The sequence below is a fragment of the Micromonospora sp. NBRC 110038 genome (genome assembly GCF_020884815.1).
Taxonomy (GTDB): Bacteria; Actinomycetota; Actinomycetes; order Mycobacteriales; family Micromonosporaceae; genus Micromonospora; species Micromonospora haikouensis.
Genome location: NZ_BBOL01000007.1, coordinates 120,566 through 143,810 on the forward strand (window position 1 = coordinate 120,566; position 23,245 = coordinate 143,810).

13 protein-coding genes are annotated in these 23,245 nt (G+C 75.1%); 3 read left to right on the forward strand and 10 right to left on the reverse strand.

Annotated elements, in window-relative coordinates; translation table 11 throughout:
• Window positions 1-58: 58 nt before the first annotated feature.
• Window positions 59-658 (reverse strand): TetR/AcrR family transcriptional regulator, encoded by a 600-nt coding sequence (locus tag LPU61_RS23430; RefSeq protein WP_229406143.1) that lies wholly within the window; start codon window positions 656-658, stop codon window positions 59-61.
• A gap of 108 nt (window positions 659-766) precedes the next feature.
• On the opposite strand from LPU61_RS23430, the gene LPU61_RS23435 reads away from it, so the two are divergent.
• Complete coding sequence (locus LPU61_RS23435) at window positions 767-2,266, forward strand: NAD(P)/FAD-dependent oxidoreductase (protein WP_043963203.1); 1,500 nt, start codon at window positions 767-769, stop codon at window positions 2,264-2,266.
• A gap of 131 nt (window positions 2,267-2,397) precedes the next feature.
• On the opposite strand, the gene LPU61_RS23440 is transcribed toward LPU61_RS23435, so the two are convergent.
• From LPU61_RS23440 to LPU61_RS23480, 9 genes are all read right to left on the reverse strand, one after another.
• A complete protein-coding gene (locus tag LPU61_RS23440; protein ID WP_229406144.1) occupies window positions 2,398-3,789 on the reverse strand; it encodes a cellulose binding domain-containing protein in 1,392 nt (463 codons plus the stop codon).
• Between the two features lie 44 nt (window positions 3,790-3,833).
• Window positions 3,834-5,249, reverse strand: a complete 1,416-nt coding sequence (locus tag LPU61_RS23445; RefSeq protein ID WP_229406145.1) for a pectinesterase family protein — start codon at window positions 5,247-5,249, stop codon at window positions 3,834-3,836.
• 193 nt (window positions 5,250-5,442) lie between these two features.
• Window positions 5,443-8,544, reverse strand: coding sequence for a tubulin-like doman-containing protein (locus tag LPU61_RS23450; RefSeq protein ID WP_229406146.1), 3,102 nt, complete (start codon window positions 8,542-8,544; stop codon window positions 5,443-5,445).
• 31 nt (window positions 8,545-8,575) lie between these two features.
• Window positions 8,576-10,084, reverse strand: coding sequence for a vWA domain-containing protein (locus tag LPU61_RS23455; RefSeq protein ID WP_229406147.1), 1,509 nt, complete (start codon window positions 10,082-10,084; stop codon window positions 8,576-8,578).
• Window positions 10,085-10,097: 13 nt separating this feature from the next.
• Complete coding sequence (locus LPU61_RS23460) at window positions 10,098-11,459, reverse strand: hypothetical protein (RefSeq protein WP_229406148.1); 1,362 nt, start codon at window positions 11,457-11,459, stop codon at window positions 10,098-10,100.
• A gap of 17 nt (window positions 11,460-11,476) precedes the next feature.
• Complete coding sequence (locus tag LPU61_RS23465; protein ID WP_229406149.1) at window positions 11,477-14,386, reverse strand: hypothetical protein; 2,910 nt, start codon at window positions 14,384-14,386, stop codon at window positions 11,477-11,479.
• Window positions 14,383-16,437 (reverse strand): hypothetical protein, encoded by a 2,055-nt coding sequence (locus tag LPU61_RS23470; RefSeq protein ID WP_229406151.1) that lies wholly within the window; start codon window positions 16,435-16,437, stop codon window positions 14,383-14,385. Before LPU61_RS23470 ends, LPU61_RS23465 begins: the two co-directional genes overlap by 4 nt.
• A 338-nt stretch (window positions 16,438-16,775) precedes the next feature.
• The gene (locus LPU61_RS23475) at window positions 16,776-17,426 is read right to left on the reverse strand and encodes a response regulator transcription factor (RefSeq protein WP_052503762.1); all 651 of its coding nucleotides are present in this window, start codon (window positions 17,424-17,426) and stop codon (window positions 16,776-16,778) included.
• A complete protein-coding gene (locus LPU61_RS23480) occupies window positions 17,414-18,592 on the reverse strand; it encodes a sensor histidine kinase (protein WP_229406153.1) in 1,179 nt (392 codons plus the stop codon). The genes LPU61_RS23475 and LPU61_RS23480 overlap by 13 nt, the downstream gene beginning before the upstream one ends.
• Window positions 18,593-18,922: 330 nt before the next feature.
• Between LPU61_RS23480 and LPU61_RS23485 the strand changes: the two genes are divergently transcribed.
• Window positions 18,923-20,722 carry a hypothetical protein gene (locus tag LPU61_RS23485; protein WP_144420238.1) on the forward strand — a complete coding sequence of 600 codons (1,800 nt, stop codon included), beginning with the start codon at window positions 18,923-18,925 and terminating at the stop codon, window positions 20,720-20,722.
• The gene (locus LPU61_RS23490) at window positions 20,719-23,241 is read left to right on the forward strand and encodes a protein kinase (RefSeq protein WP_305071985.1); all 2,523 of its coding nucleotides are present in this window, start codon (window positions 20,719-20,721) and stop codon (window positions 23,239-23,241) included. The genes LPU61_RS23485 and LPU61_RS23490 overlap by 4 nt, the downstream gene beginning before the upstream one ends.
• The last annotated feature ends 4 nt before the right edge of the window (window positions 23,242-23,245 follow it).

Below are 23,245 nucleotides of genomic sequence, written 5' to 3' on the forward strand. Positions count from 1 at the left end.
ACGGGTCGCCGGATACGCCGTCACGACCAATCATTGACGGAAACCGGACAGTTTCCGCTCACCCGTCGGCCACGACCCCCGCGCCCATCGGCGTCAACTCGGCCACGGTCGCGCGCACCAACTCGGCGAGACCGCCGGGGCCGACGACGATCCGCCCCTCCAGCAGGAGCGAGGCGAGGCCGTGCACGAGCGACCAGGTGGCGAGCAGCGCCGCAGGCCGCCGCCCGGCCGGCACCTCTCGCGCCAGGCGGCCCTCGATGACCGCCGTGCACCTCGCGGCCGCGGCGAGCGCCTCGGCGTTCGACCGTCCACACGGGTAGGCGTACATCAGCCGGAACAGCCCCGGGCGGTCCAGGGCGAACCGCACGTACGCCTCGGCCATGGCGGGGATCGCCTCCGCCGCGCCGCCCGCGCCGTCGGCGGCCGAGAGGCACTCGGCGAGGGCGTCGTATCCGCGCACCGCCAGGGCGGTGAGCAGCGCGTCCTTGTCCGCGTAGTGCCGGTACGGGGCGTTCGCGGAGACCCCGGCGCGGCGCGCCACCTCCCGCAGCGACAGCGCCCCGGGCTCACCGGAGGCCAGCAGCAGCTCCATCCCCGCGTCGAGCAGGGCGTGCGGCAGATTGCCGTGGTGGAAGGGACCCGACCGCGATGTTGACACTGCACACACCCTCTCCTACGCTGGCATCCGCCCGTGACATCCGAGCACCGCCCCCCGCACCGCGCGCAACCAGCCTTCCTGACCACTCCTTGAGCGGAGCGCGTAGTCATGACCGTGCGGCACGTGGACGTCGTCATCGTCGGGGCCGGCCTGTCCGGCATCGGCGCAGCCTACCGACTACAGACCAGAAGACCGGGCACCTCCTTCCTCGTCCTCGAGGCGCGCGACGCCCTCGGCGGCACCTGGGACCTCTTCCGCTACCCCGGCGTCCGCTCGGACTCCGACATGTTCACCCTCGGTTACCCGTTCCGCCCCTGGACCGGCGAGCGGTCCATCGCCGACGGGGCGGGCGTCCTCGACTACATCCGCCGCACGGCCGTCGACGCCGGCCTCGACCGGCACGTCCGGCTCCGCCACCGGGTGGTGCGGGCGTCCTGGTCCTCGGCGCACGCCCGGTGGACCGTGGAGGCCGAGGTCGGCCCGCAGCGGCAGCCGGCCAGCTGGTCGTGCCGGTTCCTCTACCTGTGCAGCGGCTACTTCAGCTACACCGGCGGCCACGAGATCGACCTGCCCGGGCGGGAGACCTTCCAAGGCCGGGTGGTGCACCCGCAGGACTGGCCCGAAGACCTCGACCACGCCGACCGGCGGGTCGCCGTGATCGGCAGCGGCGCCACCGCGATCACCCTCGTGCCGGCGCTGGCCGAACGGGCGGAGCACGTCACGATGGTGCAACGGTCGCCGACGTACGTCGTCGCACAGCCCACCCGGGACCGGATGGTCGCCGCCCTGCGGGCGGTGCTGCCGGCGGCGGCCGTGCACCGGACCGCCCGGGTCAAGAACGTCGCGGTCACGACCCTCGCCTACCACCTCATGCGGCGCTGGCCGGCCCGCGCCGCGGCCCTGTTGCGGGCGGGCGTGGCCCGGGAACTCGCCGGCGTGCTGCCGCTCGACCCGCACTTCCGCCCCCGCTACGACCCGTGGGACGAGCGCCTGTGCCTCAGCGCCGACGGGGACTTCTTCCGGGCCATCAGGCAACGGCGCGCCACCGTGGTGACCGGCGAGGTCGCCGCGCTGGTCCCCGACGGGCTGCGGATGGCCTCCGGCGAGACGGTGCCCGCCGACATCGTCGTCACCGCCACCGGCCTGCGCATGGTCGCGGTGGGCGAGATCGCCCTCCACGTCGACGGCACGCCGGTCGACCCGGGCCGGACGCTGATGTACAAGGGCATGATGCTGTCCGGCGTGCCGAACCTCGCCTGGTGCGTCGGCTACGCGAACGCGTCGTGGACGCTGCGCGCCGACCTCACCTCGCAGTACGTGTGCCGGCTGCTCGCGCACCTGGACCGCCGCGGGCTCGCGTGGGCCGCGCCCCACGTCGACGGCCGGGTCGAAGCCGTCCGCCCCCTGGTCGGCCTCACGTCGGGATACGTGCGCCGGGCCGCCGCGAGCCTGCCCAAGCAGGGCGAACGGCCACCCTGGCGGGTCCGCCGCAGCTATCCGTCCGACCTCGTCGCCCTGCGCTACGGGCGGATCGCGGACAGCGCCATGCGCTTCGGCGTGCGGGGCACACCGGTGCGCCCCCGCAGCGACCAGGAGTCCCTCGTGTGACCCCGTCGGCACGGCCACGGGGCGACACGCGCGTCCACGCGGCGACCCGAGCCGCTCCGGCCGCCGGAACGGCGGGGCCCACCCGCCACTATGCGGGGCGGGCGGGCCACGCCTGGTCCACCGTCGACCGGTCAGTTTCCGATGGCTGACTGCGGTCCGGCGTACGTCCTGACCAGGCTCGGCACCTGGGACGCCGGGTGGAGGGTGTAGGAGTAGAAGTTGCTCGGGTTGAACGCCGAGCCGCCGGTCTCCTGCTGGCCGCTGCAGCTGACGCAGATGCTGCCGGACTGGCGCAGCTCGGCGGTGTCGTCCCGGTAGTACGGGTCCTTCACGCCCTCGAAGTAGCTGTTCTCCAGGACCATCTTCGTGTAGCCGCGCGAGTAGTTGCCGTAGCCCGTGACGCTCTGCAGGTAGTTGTTGTAGAGGTGGGCATAGGCCACGTTGTCGGTGCTGGGGTTACGCGAGTTGGTGTGGTGGATCCAGTTGTGGTGGATGGTCATCCGGGCGGTGACGTTGGTGGTCCAGCCGATGCCGAACGCCTTGTTGCCCTCGCCGATGACGTTCCACGAAACGGTCAGGTTCGTGGTGTCCTTGCGGCTGTCGATCAGGCCGTCGTTCATCCGCACGATCTGGTTGTGATCTATCCAGATCTTGTTGGCGGTGTCCATCTGGATGCCGTCGTAGTCGAACTCCTTGTCGTCCGGGTCATCGGACGTCATCCTGGTGTCGCGGATCGTCAGGTTCCGGATGATGACGTTGCTGGTGCCCTCGCTGAGGAAGAACCCGCCGTTGACGATCTGGCCGTTCTTGCCGACGCCCACGATCGTCTTGTTGGACGTGACCGGGATCTCCTTGCCGTACGGGCTCACCGTGATCGCCGCGTTGACCCGGATGACGTGCGCGGCGCTGGCGCCGGCGTACCGCTCCAGGTCGGCCTGGTTGGTGACGGTGACCGTGGTGCCGCCCGCGCCGCCGGTGGTGCCGGCCGCCCCGGCGAACCCGTCGGGGTTGTTGGCGTACGGGACGCCGCTGGGCGGCGGGGTGGTCGGGGGCGGGGTGGTCGGCGGCGGCGCCGTCGGGGTGCCGCTGGTGGGCGTGACCCCGCCCGTGCAGGCGGTGCCGTTGAGGGCGAAGTTCGTCGGCACCGGGTTGCTGCCGTTCTGCGTCCCGCTGAACCCGAAGCTGGCCGTGCCGTTGGCGGGGATCGCCGCGTTGTAGCTGACGTTCGTCGCGGTGATGTTCGACGTTCCGGCCGGGATCGTCGCGTTCCACGCCTGGGTCACCTGCTGACCCGCGGTGAACGTCCAGGTCAGCTTCCACCCGTTGACGGCGTCGCCGAGGTTGGTGACGGTCACGTCGCCGTTGAAGCCGCCGTCCCACGAGCTGGCGACCTTGTAGTCGACGCGGCAGCCCGCCGCCGCCTGGGCGGAGACCGCCGTCACCGCGCCCACCGCCGCGAGCGCGGCGGTCGTGCCCAGCACCAGCGCGGACCGCCAGGTGCCGCGCGCCTTCTTCGTCGTCATCGAGTCTCCGGAGGAGGGGGTGAGAGACTCGTTGTCGAGCGGGGTCACATCGGGTTCCAGCCGTCGGAGCCCGCGAGGTACTTCTGCGGCGTGTAGTTGGCCGCCTGCGAGTCGCTGAGCTGCGGACGGTTGCTGTTGACGCCCGCACCGGCCCCGGTGTTGCGGTATTCCAGGAACCGGGCGTTCTGCCAGACGTTGCCGGACATGTCGGTCCAGGGTTGCGCGGTCTTGATGGTCCCGCTGAGCGACGACTCCCGGTACAGCACCTGGGCGGTCGGGCCCCACGGCCGGCCGAGGGTGGTGGTGTTGCTGGTCGCGCCGGTGATGGTCGAACGGTAGATCAGCATCCCGTACGTCTTGTTGGCGGGCGTGCGGGCGGCGGTGATCGGCCCGCCGGTGGACCGCTTCTCGTAGATCGAGGCCCGGTCGAGCACGACGGTGCCGCCGCCGAAGATGAAGTCGACGGTGCCCTCCACGTAGGAGTCGACCACGTAGGCGCGGGTGTTGTCGTTGACCAGGAAGGTGTCCTGGTCGCCGAGCAGCCGCACGTTGCGCAGCACCGCGCGGTCGGCGTTGAGGTGCAGGGCGACCGCCTGCTGGTCGCTGTTGTTCCAGTTCTCGACGTAGTCGTTGGAGATCGTCAGGTTCTCCGCGACGAAGTTGGCCCCGTAGACGAACATGCTGGCGCTGTTGAACGTGCCGTGGGTGGCGGCGTAGTTGTTGTAGACGAGCACGGTGTTCGACGGCGACGAGCCCAGGCCCCGCAGGGTGATGTGGGGCTTGTTGGCCGGCACCGTGACGACCTCGCGGTAGGTGCCCGGCTTGATCGTGATGGTGACCCGCGAGCTGTTGTTCGTCGGCACCGCGTTGATCGCGGCCTGCACGGTGCGGTACGTGCCGGTGCCGTCGGACGCCACGGTCGGCGTCCCGGCAGGGGGCGGGGTCGTCGCGGGCGGGGTCGTCGGCGGCGGAGTGGTCGGGGGCGCAGTGGTCGGCGGCGGGGTCGTCGGCGGGGTGGTGGTGGGCGCGGTCGTGCCGGTGCAGGCAGTGCCGTTGAAGGTGAAGACGGTCGGCGCGGGGTTGCTGGAGTTGTTCCAGGACCCGTTGAAGCCGACCTCCACCGTGCCGTTGGTCGGGATGGACGCGGTGTAGTCCACGTTCGTCGCGACCACGTTGCCACTGGCCGGGCTCGCGGTGAAGCCCCACGACTGGGTCACGGCCTGACCGGCGGTGAACGTCCAGCCCAGGCGCCATCCGGTGACGGCGTCCCCCAGATTCTTGATCCTGATGGTGGCGCTGAAGCCGCCGTCCCACTGACTGGCCACCGCGTAGGTGACCTGGCAGCCGGCTGCGGCCTGCGCGGAGCCGGTGGTCGCGACGCCCGCGACGACCGTGGTGGCGGTGGTGAGGGCGGCGGCGGCCACCGACAGGACTCGCCGCCGCCTCGACAGAACGTTCACGCTGACTCTCCCAGGGGTCCTGGCCTGCAGGCGGGCCAGCCATCGAGATTGGCCTATATTACGGGGCCATATCGTGGCACGGCGCGGACGAGCTGTAAAGCGCTTTCCCCGACCTCCCGGGAGAGCCGCCGGGGGCGGTCGCCGCGACCGGCACGACGACCACCCCCGGCGGGGACACCAGCGGACCGGACCGTCAGACCCCGTCGTCGATCGCGAGGTGCGCCGCGACGGTGAGCAGGTGCCACAGCTCCGGTTCGATCCGGTACACCGACGCCATGCCGTAGAAGCGCCGGGTCCCGTACTCCCAGTCCAGGTCGCGGCGGGCCTCGTCGGCGGCGGCGCGGACGGCCTCCCGGCGGATCTCGGCCAGGCGCGTGGACAGCGTCACCAGGTCCCGCAGGATGAGCCCCAACCGCGCCTCGTCGCCGACCTGCTGGTGGGGCAGGCCGCGCTGCGACCGGGTCGTCCAGCCCAGGACGTGGTCGCCGCCGTCCGGGGCGAGAATCGGCGACAGCCGCTCGTTGGCCAGCGCCACGGCCGTGGCCCGCAGCAGGTCGGCGTCGCGGCACAGCAGCAGCAACTCCCCGCCGAGGCGACCCAGCGGCCGGGCCAGGACGCCGTCGCCGACCAGCTTCTCCGAGTACGCCTCCAGCACCGCCGCGTTCTTCTCCTCGGCGAGCACGTGCGGCGACGGCGGACTGGCCCGCCGCTGTTCGTACGAGCGGCGCAGGTCGGTGAAGCCGTCGAAGGCCGCCAGCCGCAGCGAGTGCCGGGAGGCGAACAGCACGATCTTGTCGGTGACCGGCCGCTCCTCGGCCTCGGTGGAGGGGACGATGTCGTTCAGGTCGACCCGCTGCTGGCGCAGGAACGCCCACAACCCGCGGCTCAGCGCCTCGCCCGGCGCGCCGGAGGGCGGAAGCGCCGCGAAGGCGTACACCTGCTGTTGCGGCTCGCCGTCGTCGTCCCCGGCCAGGTTGACCAGCCGGCGGTGCTCCTCGTCGTCGTAGTTGACCAGCCAGTCGCTGCCGTCGAGCAGCTCCCGGCCCAACTCGTCGGCCGGCATCCGGGACCGCTCCAGCAGCTCGAACACCGAGATCTGGCGCAGCGGCGCGATCAGCGGGCGGGCCCGGTCGCGCAGGACCCGTACCACCGCCGCCGCCGGGCCCCCGGACGCCGCCGGACCGCCGGGCGCCGACGCCAGGGCCAGCGTCGCCGCGCCCTCGGCGAGGGACACCCGCCAGGCCAGCGCCGAGGCCACGTCGGCCAGCCTGGGCCGCCGGCCCTCGCGGTCGGCACCACCGACCGACCGGTCGTACAACCAGTCCTCGGTGCGGTGGTCGTCGACGGCGGGCACGACCCGGCGCAGCGGGAAGCGCTCGGCCTGCCGCCGCTCGTTGCGGACGTCCTCCATGGCCAGGCGCACGACGCGCGTCGCGTCGTCCACCGCGTCCCGCCAGCCCTGCGCCTCCTTGCGGACGACCGCGACCGTCTGCGTCAGCCGCTCCAGCATCAGCAGCGTCCGCTGCTGGCAGTCGTGCTGGTAGCCGGCCGTCAGCAGCGCCTGCTCGGCCGCCAGGTAGTCGAGCTGGTGCCGGCCACGGAACATGCCCCGGTCCTCGCGGACCCGCTCCTCGGCGTGGTCCCGCGCGGCCTTGGCGACGCCGGGATCCGCGCGGGGGGCCTCCTCGACCCGGCTGCGGAACAGCTCGAGCCGCTGCTGCACCCGGTCCAGGAAGGCCAGCCCGCCGCGCGGGCCGCCGTCGCGCCGGGACATGATCCGGGCCACCGCGCCGCGCAGGGCGATCCCCCACTGCCGGTCGGTCTCCCGGGCGTGCTGGTCGGCCACCGGGTGCCACTGCTGCTGCGTCTTGAGGGTCAGCGGCACGCCCTTCTCGCCCCAGAACACCCGCAGCGTCTCCTTGGTGGCGTCGATGACGACCTGCCCCCGGTGGTCGGTCCGCATCGGCCGGATGTCCTCGAAGGGCAGGCGCAGGTTGGGCAGGTCCGGCAGGCGGGGGCCGCCGCCGGGCGCGGTCAGCCAGCCCGACGACGGGGCCAGCAGCCCCTCCCGCGCCGGCTCGCTGTCGAGTTCCTGGAGCACCGGCGGCGGCTGCGCGCCCTCGGCGTCCCGCTCGTCGGTGGTCCCGGCGAGGAACTTGTCCACCTCCGGGCCCAGGTCGCCGACGGCGGTGGGCAGCGCGGCCAGCACGTCGGCGGCGGCCCGGTCGACCAGGCCGCGGATCACCGGCTCCCAGGCGTACTCGACGAGGTACACGCCGAACGTGGAGTAGAGGTCCGTCGCGCCGCGCGTGTACTTCTTCGCGTTGACCCGGTAGCTGCTGAACGCGGGCCCCACCGTCGGCAGCAGGTGCGCGTAGACGGCGTCGGCGACCGCGGCGGGGCAGACGGCCTCCGTGTCGTACGCCGGCAGGTGCCGGCCCGACGAGCGCGACCGGCGGCCGTCGATGAAGTACGTGTACTGCGCCGGAGCCGCGGTCATCTCGTGCCGGCTCCGCGCCGACCAGCGGAACTCCGCCGGGTGGGCGCGGTCGCTGTGCATCAGGCGGTCCAGTTCGCGCAGCAGCGCGTAGCCGTTGGCCTCGCTGCGGGTGCGCTGCGGCCCGTCGAGCCGACGCCGGAACGCGCCGGAGAGCACGCAGAACAGCGTCACGGTGAACCCGCCGCCGTGCTCGTGGCGCAGCTTCTGCAGGTATGCCAGCACGTCGAGCAGGATGCCGGCGCCGGTGCCGCCCGCCGTCGAGCTGACCACGTAGATGTTCGGCATGGTGTCCGCGTCGACCAGGGTGAGCTGGTCGAGCGCGTCCTCCAGCCGCTTCGTCACCGGCGTCGCGCCCAGCACGTCGGAGAAGAACGCCAGCCGGCCGAACGAGCGGATCTGCCCGGCGCCCTCCACCAAGAAGGACAGGGCCTCGTCGTCGCGGATCTCCCGGGCGTCCTGCGGGCCGAACCACGGCACCACGGTGGGGTAGAACTCCCGCGCGACGTCCCGCCCCTGCCGCACCTTGTCGATCATGGAGCGGACCGAGCCGTCCAGGTACAGGTCCTCGGTGTCGGCGTCGAGGCTCACGCCGTCGACCTGGGGGCGCGTGCGACGGTCCACGTCGAGGGCGCGCAGCAGGACGGGCCAGTCGTAGGGGCGGCCCTGGGTCCGCTCCGGCGCGCCGGGGTCGCGGCGCAGGTCCTGCCAGCGCTGCTCGACCGCGAGCCGGTGCTTCAGGTGGGCGGCGGCGATGCTCCCGGTGCCGCCGAGCCCGATCACCAGTGCTGGGAGCACGATAACCTCCATGTCCGCCGTGAGGCTGTGGTCAGGGTTGATAGGTGAAGGTCGTGCCGTCGGCCGCCGACACCGGCTGCCGGGGCCGGCACACCACGCGGTGCCGGCGGCCCGCACGGCGGTAGTCGACGTGCAGCACCAGCTCGGTGCCGCTGCCCACCGTCCGGCGTCGCCGCAGCGCCCGGACCGTGCCCGTGCCCTGCGCGCCGCCCCGGCCGTGGGCCGCCGGGAAGCGCACCTTCCGGCCACTGAGCAGCTGCCGGTACGGCGCCGCCGCGCCCGGCTCGGCCACCAGCAGGTGCCCGCCACCCATCGGCTTCCACCGCCGGCGGCGCAGCGCCACCAGCAGCGCGACCAGCGCCACCGGCGCGAGCACGGCCACCACCGCCAGCCAGACGGGGATCCCGCTCGCCGTCCGGGCCCCGGCCGCCCGCGCGGTCACCGGCTGCGGGCCGAACTCCAGGCCCAGGTCGCGGTCGATCACGTCCCGCCAGGGCGAGTCGACGGTGCCCACCAGCCGGACCTCGCCGTCGGTGGTGCGGTCGCCGCCGATCCAGGTGCCGGGCAGCGCCTGCGGCCGGAGCCGGACGGTGACCCGCTGCTCGGGCGCGGCCGGGTCGAGGGTGACCTGTGCCGGTTCGACCGCCCCCGTGACGCGCAGGCCGTCCACCTCGACGGCCAGGTCGCGGACGGTCAGCGGCACCCGGGTGGCGGCGCTGCGAACGTGGGCCACGACGTCGACCGGGGCGTCGCCGACCACGACCGACGGCGGTTCCAGGGTGATCGTCGCGGCGAGCCGGTCCCGGGCCACGTACGCCGCCGCCTTCTCCACCGCGATCCGGTCCCGCACCCGGCCGAGATAGTCGCCCACCTGCTCCGGGGGCAGGTCCATGAGCACCGTGTCGTCGAAGACCTCGTCGAGCAGCCGCACGTCGGTGCGGCCGGTCAGCGGGACGCCGAGGGCGCGTACCGACCGGCGCTCCTCCACCGCCCGCGCCCGCTTGCGCAGGTCGGCGAAGGCCTTGTCGCCCGAGCGCGCGTACCTCGACCCCGGCGGCGGGTCCTGCACGCCGTCGGTGAGCATGATGACCGTCGCCGGGGCGGCCTCGCCGGGCTGCTCCACGATCCGCAGCGCGGCCTGGATCGCCGCGCCGATGTCGGTCCGCTGGCCCTCGGCGCGGGGCGGCAGTCGCCGCAGGACGCCGGCGCCGTTCGCGCCGATGTCGCCGCTGAACACGGGATCGGGGCGCTCGGCGAACGCGATCAGGTGCAGCCGGTCCACCGGGGCCAGGCCGTCGAGCAGCGGGCGCAGCGCCGCCCGCGCGGCGGCGTACAGGTCGCGCCCGCCGTCCTGCATGGACGCCGAGACGTCGAGCAGGACGACGTAGTCGGCGGGCAGGGTGTCGACGCGCAGGCCGCGCAGGACCTCCGGCAGGGTGGCCTGGTCGGGGGCCGAGCCGGCGCGGGCGGGCGCGCCGACGAGCGTGAGCAGCGCCAGCAGGCAGGCCGCGAGCGCGGACCGGACGGCACGTCTCGGCATGGGGCTCCTCCTTCTAGTACGTGGCGCCGTACACGACCCGGCCGGGCTTGTCGCCAAGCTCGGCGCCGCGCAGGTGGGGCCGCAGGCAGTCGAGGATCAGCCCGTCCGACTCGGACGGGCTGGTGAGCCGCACGTCGTCGCGGCCGTCGGTCAGCCCGCTGTTGTTGGCCTCGGCGTACCGGCCGGTGATCTCGGTGATCGCCACGTGTGGGGCGTGTTCGGCGCCGACCTCCCGCACGAACCGGACGGTCTCGTCGCGCAGCCGGTGCCACCAGCTGTCCGGCGCGGCGAGCGGGCGGTGCACGACCATCCGCAGCCCCTCGGCGAGCTGGGCGGCGCGCAGGACGCACAGCTCCGTCTCGTCGTAGGCGACCGCCTGGCTGAACTTCACCAGCCGCTCGGTGAGCAGCTCGGTGTAGCCGACGCTCTCGCGCGGGTCCCGCAGCGGCGTGAGCTGCCGGGTCCGGACGCTGTGGGCGGCATCGTCTGTCGCGGCCAGCCAGCTCATCTGGTGGGCGAGCCCGGCGACGACGTCGTAGCCCGGCTCGTTGCCCGACAGCGGCGCGGCGACGCCGCCGGCCTTCGGCGCCCGTGGGTCGGCCAGGACGCCGGCGAAGCGCCCACACCCCGGCACGAGGATCCGGGCCGCCATCCTGGCCGGCGCGGGGATCCGCTGCCACCCGCCGGTCGGCTCCAGCCAGGCCGCCGGGGCGGCGGAGCGCATCCGGGCCACCCAGTACGCCTCCAGCGCCGGGGGCAGCCGCAGCAGGCTCAGGTGGAACGCCCGCCACTTGTCGACGAGTTCGACGCCCGAGGGGACGGGCCTACCGCCGGTCCAGCGGCGTACCTCCGCCGCGTCGGCGAAGTCCGCGAAGACCTGCTCGATGGCCCGGCGTGCCTGTCCGCCGGACTCCCAGGCCTCGGGGGAGATGGGCCGGGATACCGGCACGGCCCCGCCGTCCACGTCCGGCCGGTGCGGCCCGGGCCTCCCGGCGGCCGGTGGGCCGGTCACGGCCTCCTCGTCACCGGGCGGGACGGCCCGGTCGGCGACGGACGCGCGGCCGGCCGCCGGATCGGCCGGCCGCGCCGCCGCCTCCACCGCCTCCACCGCCTGCGCCGGGGCCGGTCGGCGGTTCAGCCGGGACACCAGCCGGCGGCACAGCTCGGCGGCACACTGCCACATCTCGTCCTCCTCGCCGGGGGCCCCGCCGCGGGCCCGGTCCATCGCGGCCCGCAGGAGCCCCTGCTGCATGACCCCACCGAGCCGGGTCACGTGCTCCCGGAACAGCTCGGCGTAGCGGCCCTCGGCGCACAGCACGGTGGCGAGCAGCTCCTCGAAGGGCACGTCGGTGAGGTCGGTTCCGCGGTCGGTCACTGGGTCTCGTCCGTCCATCAGTGGGTCCCGTCGAACGGGTTGTCGTGGTCGTCGGCGTCCAGCTGCGGCGCGCCGAGGCGCACCCGGAACACCACGCCGGGGTGGGTCTCCACGTCGAGCGGGTCGTCGGTGGTCCACCGGGGCGGGTCGCCCGCGTGCACCCGGACGACGCCGTCGGCGTCCAGGCTCACCAGGTGCGGGCCCCGCGCCCCGGGCACCGCCGACAGCGTCCCGACGAGGTGGTCCCGGCCGTCGTCGGTGCGGTAGAGCAGGCCCCAGCGGTCGTCGTCGCCCGGCGGCGGCAGCGCGACCGCCCCGAGCACCCCCGGCCGGGTCTCGCCGTGCTCGTCGACGAACGTCTCCCGGGAGGCCGGGGCCGTGTCGGGGCCACGCAGCGCGGGGCGCGGCGGCGTCTCCCGCGCGCCCGCGACGTGGAGCCGGTCGGCGTGCGCCGTGGCGTCGGCGGCGTCGCCCAGCAGCCCGGCGGGCAGGCGCGGGGCCGGTTCCGCACGGTCGACGCGCAGGTACGGCCGCTCCCCTCGCCACAGCAGCAGGTCGAGGTTCCCGGCCGCGTCGACCTCGATGCCGGCCCGGATCTGGCGCGGCCAGAGCCGCCGGTCGAGCCGCCGGGCCGCGCCCGACTCCGCGAGCCGGGAGTCGAGCTCGCTCCAGCGGAACACCCCCCACGGCACGGGCTGCCCGCCGTCGACCTCCCGCCGGATGATGCACCGGTCGCCGAGCGGGCCGATCGCGGCGAAGGCGCGCAGGCTGCCGTCGGCCTGCTCGCGCAGCGGGGTCCCGGCGGGCAGGAGCACCCGCCCCTGGTCGGCGCGGCCGGCCATGCTCAGCGCGCAGGGCAGCGCCTGCAGCATGTTGTCGACCTCGACGGCGACCTCCGTGGCACCCTGCCGCAGCAGTTCCTCGTCGGCGACGGGGGCGCCCAGGGACGCCAACGACGCCGCCCAGGCCGCACCCATCGACGCCGCGTTCTTCGCGTACGTCCGCTCCACCACGACCCGCACCGGCGGCTCGCCGCGCCGGCTGCCGGCGGCCAGTTCCCGGCCGACGACGTCGGCGGCGAGGGCGAGCTGACTCGCCTTGCCGGTGAGGATGACCCGGTCGAGCCGGTCCGCGCCGTCCAGGCGGGCGCGCGCGAGACCCGCGGCGAGCCGGCTGACCTCCACCAGCATCGGCTCGGTCACCTCGACGAAGTGCGCGTAGGACAGTTCGAGCGGCCCGCCGCCGATGCCGGGGGGCAGCTTCGCCGGCACGCCGTCGGCGCGGCTGACGATGTCCTGTACCACGTCGGCGGGCAGCCGGAACGGGCGGCCGGGCGCGACGGCGATCTTGGCGCGTTCGGCAAGGTCCCACAGGTCCCCGAAGGTCCTCTCCCGGCCCTGCGGGCTGCCGGTGACGCCGACGGTGCGGGTGCCGAGCACCCGTTCCACGTTGTCCCGGAACCGTCGGCCGGCGGGTCCCTCCGCGACGGCGGTGTCCCGGCGCAGCGCGCCCAGCGCCTGGCGGACCAGCCGGCCCGGCACGTACCGACCGTCCTCGCGGCAGGACGCGTCGAGGCCGGCGGTGACGGTGTCCTGCCACTCGCGCCAGGCCGTGGCCTCGCCGAGCTGGTCGGCGCCGGTGTGGCCGGTGGTGAGCAGGTGGTCGGCGATGATCGCCTTGAGCAGGTGGAAGACCTGCAGGGTGAGGAAGTCCCCGCCCCGCCGGGCCCGGCCGCTGGTGCCGCGCAGCTGCGGCAGCAGCCGGTAGTAGCGGCCCGTGGTGCCCGGCGCGGCCCCCGGCAGTTGCGGCGTCTCGTCGCGCAAGTGGACGGTGACGAGCGCGATGTCGGTGGTGCCGCCGCCGATGTCGACGACGAGGGAGTTCTCGATCCAGTGCCGCTGCCCGCCGGGGACCGGGCGGAACCGGGCCCGCAGGGCCTCGATCCCGATGGCGTAGTTGGCGCCGAGGTCGCGCATGAGGAAGAAGAGCGCGGCGGAGATCGCCTCGTCGTAGCGCAGGTCGGCCTCCCCGACGCCGAGCACGTCGGTGAGCACCCGCGCGAGGCGTTGCCGGGCCGACGGCGGGGCCATCGTCGGGTAGGTGGCCACGACCTGGTCGACGTGGCCGCTCTCCAGCCGGTCCGGATGGGCGCGGGTGAACTCGTCGGTGCGGTCGAGCAGGAAGCCGAAGGCCCCGCCGAGCAGCGCCTCCACGTCGACGGTGCGGTCGTCGTCGCGCAGCCCGACGCGGAAGGCGGGGTCCTCCAGGTGGTGCTTGAGACCCCGTACGGAGGCCAGCGGGGTGCCGTCGCCCAGCGGCGGGCCGAGGCGCACGCGCAGCTCCGGGTCGACCGCGGTGACGTCGAGCCGGCTCGGGACCTCCTCGGCCTCGATCGCGCTGTCCAGCCGCACCGGGAACAGACAGTGGTGTTCCAGGGCCGGGGTGGCGAACGCGGTGTCGTAGCAGTGGTGCAGGCGGCCGGCGAGCCAGGCCGAGAAGGGTGCGGTGCCGCCGGGCTGGGCCAGGTCGAGCGTCAGCAGCACCCGGTGCAGGAGGCCGCCCCCGGCGGCCTCGTCGCTCTCGACGGCCTCGACGAGGCCCTCGACGTCGGTGCCGGTCAGGTCGCCGGCGATCCGGTCGCGCAGGGCGGCCCACTCGGCGCGGCACGCCTGCGGCCGGGGCGTGGCGAGTTCGTCGTCGGCGGGCTCGGCGCGCAGCAGGGCCACGGTCTCCCGGCACAGGACGGCCCGCTGGTCGGCCGGCATCGGCAGCTGCGGCGGCGGCCGGTACGGGTCGTAGAGGGTGACCGTGGAGTTGGTGGTGCCGAAGTCGACGGCGGCCAGCCCGCCGTGCCGGTCGGGGAAGCGCCGGACGCCCGGCCGGATCCGTCGTCCGGCGCCGGGCGGACGGGGGTCCTCGGTGCTCATCTGCCCTCCTCGTCGGTGCGGGACGGACGGTCGTCCCCGCCGGTGCGGGACCACCGGTCGGGTTCCTCGGTGCGCAGGGGCCGGTCGTCCTCGTCGAGCAGGGCCTCCACCCGCCGGGCGAGGACCTGCGGGGGATCCGGCTCGACGTCGGGGCCCGCGCCGGCCAGCGCCCGGAGCTCCGCGTCGGTGCGGGGCAGGGCGGCGCGCAGCTCCCGCAGCGCGTGGCGGATGGCGTCGACCCGGCGGGCCTGTTCCACGGCGAGGCCCTCGACGGCCAGCCGACGGACGGCCTCGACCAGTTCCCGGCGCACCCGCATGACGGTCACCTGGTGCCGGCCGGGCCCGTGCGGGTCGTGCCAGGGCAGGGGCCGGTCCGGCGCGAGGGGGAACGCCTGGCGCGCGGCGTCGGCGGCGGCGGCGGGCGGCGCCCCGTCGGGCGGGCCGGCGGGGGTCAGCCAGTCGAGCTGCACGGCGCGCCGCAGCGTGGTCAGCGCCGCGTCGGAGCCGTCCAGGGCCAGCCGCTCGCGCGCCGGTTCGACGTCGTCGAGCAGCGCGGCCTTGAGCGGGCCGAGCCGTGGGGAGCGGCGCTGCCGCCAGGCGGCGACGGTCGCGTCGACGACCTCGCCGACCACCGACGGCAGTTCCCGCAGGGTGGCGCGGAACGTCGCCTCGAACACGTCGGGGCGCGCGGGCGGTTCCTCCCGGTCGAACCCGTCGCCGGGCTGCACGTGCTGCTCGGCGACGGCCGCGAACAGGACCGCCCACTGCGGCCACGAGTGGACCCGGGCCACCACCCGCTGGGTGACGGCCGCCTGCGGGGTCATCCCGGCGTCCAGCCGGGCGTCGGGGCCGGCCACGCCGCGCCCCACGTCGTCGATCAGCGCGGTGAGCTCCGTGCCGACGCGGCCCACCAGGTCGCGCAGCCGCTCCTGCGCGGCCGGGGGTGGCGGCGGGGCGGCGGCGGGCTCCTCGTCGAGCGCCGCGGCGGTGGCGCGCAGCACCCGGCGCAGGTCCAGGTGCGCCGCGTGGGCCCGGGCGGCGCGCGCCGCCCGGCCGGCGTCGCGGCCCGCGCCGAGGACGGCGTCGCGCAGGTCGTCGGCGGCGGGCGGTCCGGCGCGCAGCGCCACGCCGCCCGGCCCGGCCAGGACGGTCACGTGGGGGTGCGCCCGCACGGCCCGCTCGGCGTCGCGCCGCGGCCCCGGCAGGAGCACGACCGCGCTGGCCGCGCCGAGCTCGTCCTCGATCAGCAGGTCGGCGCGGCCGGAGGCCAGGTGGGGGGCGAGCACCGGCAGGTCGACCAGTTCCAGGGGCTCGTCGGCCAGCGGCCACCGGGCCTGCGGCACGTCCACCTCGACGGTGACCCGGCGGACCGCCGGGAAGACCCGGTGCAGGACGCTCTGGGTGAGTTCGGTGCCGGGCGCGTACGGGCCGGGCGCGGTGGCGTCGGGGAACGGCGGGACGCCGCCGGTCGCCCCGCCGACGTGGAACGGCATCGTCGCCTGGTGGACGGCGTCGAGCCGCGCCGGGACCGCCTCGACGCCGAGCAGGTGTTCGGCGAAGACCTCGGCCCGGTGCAACGCGACGAGCTCGGTCAGGCCGGCACGGCACCGCGCGTCGGCGGCGGGCCAGAGCCGCCGGGCCTGGGCCAGCGCCTGCGCCCAGTCGGCCGCCGACGCCTGCCCGTCGCCGAGCCGGTCGAGCAGCCGGGACCGGCAACGCGCGATCCCGGCACGGTCCAGGAAGGACACCGAGACGGTACGGACCGCCGCCCGATCCTGCGCGACGGCGCGCAGGCGCACCGCCGTGACGTACCCGAGGGTGGACCGCTGCGGGGTGAGCGCCGGCGCGCCGCCGCCGAGCAGCGGCTGCCACAGGTGGTGGCTGACGACGTGGTCGTCGTCGCCCTCGGCCAGCAGGGCGACGGAGATCGGCGCCTGCGCGACGCGCACGACCTGCGCCGCGGCCTCCCGGGCGGCGTCGGCGTGCGGGCCGCCCGGCAGGGCCTCGGTGACCGCGGCGAGCAGGCGCTCGGCGCGCTCGCGGGTCCGCACCGCGGGGTCTGTGCGGTGTGTCGGCACGGGTTTCCTCCGGTCAGGGGTACGGTCGGCCAGCCGTCGTCCGGCCAGCGTCGGGCCACCGGCGATCGGGAGAGGGTGCGGGGCGATCGGGGGTGACGAGGGAATTGCCGCGCCTCGGCGTCGGCGTGGCCCGACTGTAGTCGGGCACCGGGAATTGTCAGTGTCGGCCTTCGGACACTTTTTCGCCGCCGTCGAGGAAAAGCCGCACGGCCCCGGTCCCGCCGTCCGAATGGCTGGAGGTAATCGTCGGACGGCGCGCGGGGTCGAACGGTGCCGGTCCTTTCGAACGAGTTGTCATCGGCGTTCGCCTCCTACTTCGGCGGCAACCGGCCGCGGCCGAATCCGTCCTCGCGGGCGCGGTCGAGAAACTGCACCCGGTGCTCGATCGGCCGGCCGGCCCGCGCGTATTTCTCCTTGATCCGGTCAAGGTACGTCCGCACCGTTCCGGGTGCTATCCCCAGCACCCGGCCGACCGCCTCGACGGTGCACCCGCTGCCGTAGGAGACCAGCACCTCGCGTTCCCGGGCCGACAGCTGCGGGCGTTCCGGCCGGGCGTCGCGGCCCAGCCAGAACGCGTGCTCGGTGGTCATCGGCGTCTCACCGGCGGCGACCTGCCGGATCACGTCGGCCAGGACGCCGAGGTTGTTGGCCTTCAGCACGTACGCCGAGGCGCCGGCCTCGGTGGTCGCCGCGATGTAGACCGGGTCGGGGATGACCGACACGACGACCACCGTGTGCCCGACGGCGACCAGCCGGCGGACGTTGTCGGCGGGGTCGGTGAAGTTCTCCAGGTTCAGGTCGAGGATCACGATCCTGGGCCGCCGCGTCGCCGCGAGGAACTCGTCGACCGAGACGGCGAGGGCCGTGAGCGTGATGTCCGGCAGGCGGCTCATCCAGGCGGACATGCCCTCCAGCAGCATCTGGTCGTTGTCGATCGCGCCGATCTCGATCATCGCCGCCATGAGACCTCCACCATCGTTCCCTGTTCCGGCGCGGAGTCGATGGCGACCCGGCCGCCCACCTCCACGACGCAGTGCCGCAGCTCCCGCACGAGCCCCCGGCCGGGGGCGACCGCGGCCGGCCGGAAACCCCGTCCCCGGTCGACGACGGTGAGGGTGATTCCGCCGTCGCCGCCGACGGCGGTCAGCCAGGCCTCGTCGGTGCCGGCGTGTTTGGTGACGTTGGTCAGCGCCTCGCTGACCGCGTTGGTCAGCGCCTGCTCGACGTCCGGGGGCAGGCGTTCGGACAGGTCGTGGAACTGCGAGTGCACCTGCAGGCCCAGCGCCTGCTTGTCGCGCACCACGCCGGCCAGCGCGCTGGCCAGGTTGCCCGTCGGGCCGCCACTGCCGGCGGTGACCAGCCCGCGCAGGTAGTCGGCGTCGCGCTGGGCGAGCGCCCGCACCTCCTCCCGGCGGTGGTCCAGCCGGCCCCGGGCGATCGCGCTCAGCGTCGTCAGCACGGTCCGGTGCAACGCGTCGTACTGGCGGGTCCGCTCGTCGAAGCGGGCCTGCGCGGCGGCCTCCCGGGCCCCGGCGGCCAGCGCCGCCTCGGTGGCGGCGTCCAGTTGGGCGGCGCTGCCGCGCAGGTAGCCGGCGACCACGGCGGCCAGCACCGCGAAGCCCAGCAGCGACACCGCGTTGACGGTGATCGCGCCGAACCCGTCCGGGCCGGCGAGCAGCTCACGCAGGGCCCCGGCCAGGTACCCGGCCACGAGCAGGGCGACGGCCGCCGCCGCGGGCCAGCGCGGCGTGAACGCGGCGGCCACGATCGCCGCGCCCATCGCCGGCGGCAGGACCCAGTGCTGCCAGCCCGTGTCGCACGAGGCGATGCAGGCGGCCGGCACCAGCAGCAGCCCGAGCAGCGCCACCACGACGTCGGCGTAGACCCAGCCGTGGCCCAGCCGGCGGGCCCGCCCGGCGCGGACGAACAGCAGCACCGTCCAGGCGACCGTCAGCAGGTAGCCGGCCAGGACCAGGGCCGGCAGCCGGTACATCCGCAGGCCGCCGATGAGCGGCACCGGTATCCAGACGGCGAGCTGCACCGCGCGCAGGCAGCCGGCCGCCCAGATCAGCAGCACGTCCACCCGTGCCGCCGCCTTCTGCTGCGTCAGCGTCCCTGTTTGCACCACGTCCCGACGATGGCATGCCGCGTCCCCGTCGGACAGTCGGCATATCGGCGGACACGAGCGGGCGACCGCAACACCGGATGCGGATTTCGTCAGATTCGCCGCCGGACGGGCATTGACGAATCGAATAGCGGACTGCCACGCTGGCACGGCCGCAGTGCCGTACGCCTCTCACCATGCCAACCGTTCGGATGATTCATGCTGCAACAGATGGGGCTCATTCCCTGCCATCAGGTCGATGCCGCAGTGCGCACCGCCGAAGATCAACTTGCGGCTTCCGGAAGGCGCTCCGCCGCCGAGCGCGTCGCGTTGCTGTGGAGGCTTTGCGACGCATTGCAGAGCCGATTCCTGTGCACCAATTCCGCCGCCGACCTGAATAGCGCGATCGACGCGGTGCGGGCCGCGCGGGAGCTGGTGCCGAAGGCCCGGCCCGAGGCGCGGCTGGTCGCGGTCCGACTCGCCTCGCTGCTCGGCATGCGCAGCCGACCCGACGACGAGGAGGAGGCGTTCACGGTGCTCGTGGCCACCCAGCGGGTCCTGCGCCCGGACAGCGGGGAGCACGCGGCGCTCGACTTCATGATCGCCGCCATGCTGCTGCCCCGGTACCTGCGCCACCGGCGGGAGGAGGACCTGACGGCGGCGGTCGAGCGGCTGGAACGGTCCCTGCCCGTCCTGGACCAGGAGGCCAGCCGGGACCGACCGAACCCGCAGCACACCGCGATCATGGCCAACGTCGCCGGGATGGTGCGCTTCCAGCTGGCGTTCACCCACTTCGGCCGGCAGAGCGGCGGGCTGACCGACGAGGGCGACGAGGGGCGGATCGTCGCCCTGCTCGCCGAGGCGGAGCGGCTGTCGCCGCAGATGTCGTCCATGACCGGCATGCTGCACCAGGTCCGGGAGCTGCAGCGGGGTCTGGTGCAGGGTGAGGCGGCGGACCCGATGGCCATGGCCGAGCAGCTCTCGATCGACAACGGCCCCTTCCCCATCGCCAGCGGGATGCTGGAGAGCACGGCCAGCGCGATCCGGGCCGGCGGGCGGCTGGGTTCCTCCGGCGACCTGCAGGCGCTCGACGCGCAGATCGCCGTGCTGGAGGCCGAGCTCGCCGCCCCCGACCGCTACGAGCCCGACCCCGCGACGCAGCTCGTCACGCTGGCACAGTCCTACCAGCTACGGGCCAGGACGAAAGGGCTGTCCGAGGACCCGTCGGCGGGCGCCGACCGGCTGCGGGCGCAGGAGCTGGCGACCGAGGCGCTCGCCGTGGGCGGCGGCAACCAGGACCAGGCCCGGCTCGTGCTGGGCGTCTGCAAGCTGGACGCCCACCGCCCCGAGCGGCCCGACCCGCAGTCGCTCGACGAGGCGGTCCGGCTCCTGCGGCGGGCGGCCGGCGGCACCAGCCTGAGCCCCGCCATGCGCAACGCCGCCCGCGTCCCGCTGGCCGAGGCGCTGCTCGCGCGGGGCATGCTCGTCGGCGACCCGGACGAGATCGACGAGGCGCTGGCCCTGCTCACCACGCACCGCGACCGGCTGCCGCCGACGTCGTTGCAGCACGCGGTGGCGAGTTCCCGGGTCGCCGCCGCCCTGCACGTGCGCGCCGCGGTAACCGGATCCACGGAGGACCTGCTGCGCGCCGCCGACGCGTCACGCCGGGCGACGGCGGCGATCGGGGAGCTGAGCCTGGTGTGGGCGTACGACACCGCCCTGTACTGGGCCGAGTGGTCCTGGTGGCACGGGCGCACGGGCGACGCGGCCGAGGCGTACCTGCTGACCCTGCGGACGCTCAACCAGATGGCCCGCGCCCAGCTCAGCCGGGCGTACGGCGAGTTGGTCCTGCGGCGGCGCACGCGCGGGCTGGTCGGCCGGGCCGCGCACGCGCTGACCCGCCGCCGGCGGCTGCCGGAGGCCGCCGTGGCCCTGGAGTCGGGCCGGGCCGTGCTGCTGTCGGCCGCGCTGGAGCGGGACCTCGTCGGCCTCACCGGCGCGGAGCACGCCCCCGTGCGCGAGCGCTACCGCCGGGCGGTGGACCGGCTGACCGAGCTGGAGGACCTGGCGCAACGCGAGGCGTCGACGCGGGACGACCCGACGTTCGACGGGGCGTCCACAGCGGAGGAACAGACGGGGGAGGAACGGGCGTGAGCGACGTACCCACCCGGCGGGAGGGCCCCGGCCGGCAGGCCCCGCCCACCACCGCCGACCCGGCGCCGGGCAGCGCGCCGGCCACCACCCGGGAGACGCCGACGACGCCCCCGGCCGCACCGGCGACCGGCGACGACAGCGGCCTGCCGCAGGGCGTGTCGGCGCGCTTCAGCCCGGTCCGCCACCTGGCCACCGGCGGGGAGGCGCACCTGGTCATGCTGGTCGAGGAGCGGGCCACCGGCCTGACCCGGGTGGCGAAGGTCTACCCCACCTCCGTGCGACCAGACCCACGGCTGCTCGACGCGCTGCGCACCGCCGACGAACGCCACGTGGTCCGCATGCTCGACTACGGCACCGAGGTCAACCGGTACGGCACCCCCACCAGCTGGGAGGTGCTGGAATACCTGCCGCACGGCTCGCTCGCCGCGCTGGCCCGCGCCCACGGCGGCCCGCTCCCGACGCAGCAGGTGCGCCGGGTCGTCGAGGAGGTCACCGCCGCCCTGGCCTACCTGCACGGGCAGCTGCGCCACGGCGACGCCACCGGCATCGCCCACCGCGACATCAAGCCGGAGAACGTGCTGGTCCGCTCGCTGGACCCGCTGGAGCTGGTGCTCTGCGACTTCGGCCTGGTCGCCGAGCTGCGGGCCACCCGACGCAGCACCGGCCGGGCGGGAACTCCCGCCTACCAGGCCCCGGAGACGTGGTGGCAGAAGAGCCAGGAGCCCGCGCAGGACTGGTGGTCGCTCGGGGTCCTCGTCGTCGAGCTGCTCACCGGCCGCAACCCCAACAGCGGCGTGGGCGGCGACACCGCCAACGAGCGGACCATCTTCGAACACGTCGCCAAGTACGGCGTCGACCTCAGCGGCGTCACCGACCCCGGCTGGCTGCTGCTGTGCCGGGGCCTGCTGACCCGGGCGCCCGAGCTGCGCTGGGGCGCGGACCAGGTGCGGGACTGGCTGGCCGGCGAGACGCCCGCCGTCGACGACCCCGACCCCGCGCCGGAGCCGGAGCAGCGGCCGGTGCCCCCGTTCGAGCTGGCCGGGCGCCTCTGCCGGACCCCGGCTGAGGTGGGCGTGGCGATGTCCGAGAACTGGCAGGCCGCCGTGGCGCTGTTCCGCCGCCGGGAGAGCCAGCTCGACCTCGACGACTGGCTGCGCGACAACTTCCCCCGGCTCAACCTGCCGACCAACCTGATGAAGTCGAAGGCCACCGGGCGGGACGACGCCGCCGCCCGGGTCGTCCGCTTCGTCTCCCACGTCGCGCCGGAACTGCCGGCCGTCTTCGCCGACGAGAGCGCCGACGGGCCCGGCCTCGCCGGACTGGCCGGGCGCGCCGCCGCCGGCGAACCGGCCGCCGCCGGCATCGTCGCCCGGCTCGACGCCCAGCTCCTGCGGGCCCTGGCCCGGCACCGCTGCCGGGCGCACCCCGGCTGCGTCGGCGGCCCCTGCGCGGTCCTCGCCGACGCCGCCGAGCGGCTCGCCCGGGTCACCTCGGCCGTCGACGCCCGCGCGGGGCAGCTCGGCGGCGAGCTGACCGCCGGGGCCACGGGCGGCCGGCCACTCGGCAGGCCCCCGGAGCTGGACCAGGCGCTGCCGGTCGCCCGGGCCGTCGCGCTGCGGCTGCTCGTCGACCCCGACCACGGCAGCCGGCTGCGCTCGTCGCTCGCCAGGCAGAAGAGGACCGCGGGTCGCTGCGACTGGTGGGAGCGGCTGCGCGAGGAGGCCGGCTCCGCCGGCGACGACCGGCAGGTCGCCGCCGCCGCGCTCGCCACCGCGCTGATCCCGCTGGCCACCGCCCGGAGGGCCGCGGAGAAGGCGGCCGCCGCCGAGGCCAGACAGCGGAGACGCAACACCGGCGCGGCCCGCGCCGGCTGGGTGCCCCCGGCCCGGGCCACGCTGCGCAACGCCTGGCGGGACGCCGTCAACTACCTGCTCGCGGTCGCGATCGGCTATCTCACCACGTTCGCCGCCGCCGCGTTCTGGACCTTCAACGCGTTCCCCGACGCGTGGGCGCGGCCGGCGGTGGTGCCCACCCGCGTCGCCGCCGTGCAGACCGCGATCGCGCTGCCCCTGCTGGCCCTGCTCGCCTGCCTGGTGATCTGCCCCGCCGACGCGGAGGCCGGGCTGCGCCGGGCCCGCCGGCTCTGCTGGGCCGCCGGGGCGGTGGTCTGGGTGCTGCTCACCGCCGACAACGGCACGTACGCGATGTTCCTGCAGTTCCCGGTGGTGCTCGACACCGGCGTACGGACCTGGCTGACCGACCTGGCCACCAGCTACGGCGACGCCTACCTGTTCGTGGCGTGCGGCGGCCTGCTCCTGGCGTGGTGGCTCGGCCGGCGGCTGGCCGCCCGCGCCTACGGCACCGAGGGCGGGCGGCTGTCCGGCCGGGCCCCGAGGTTCGTCCGCGGCACGGTGATCGCGCTGGTGGCAGCGCTCTACCTGCTGCAACCGGTCTACGTGTGGCAGGGGTGGACGGTGCCGCTGCTGCCCGAACCCACCCGGGTGTGGTGGTCGCTGTGAACGT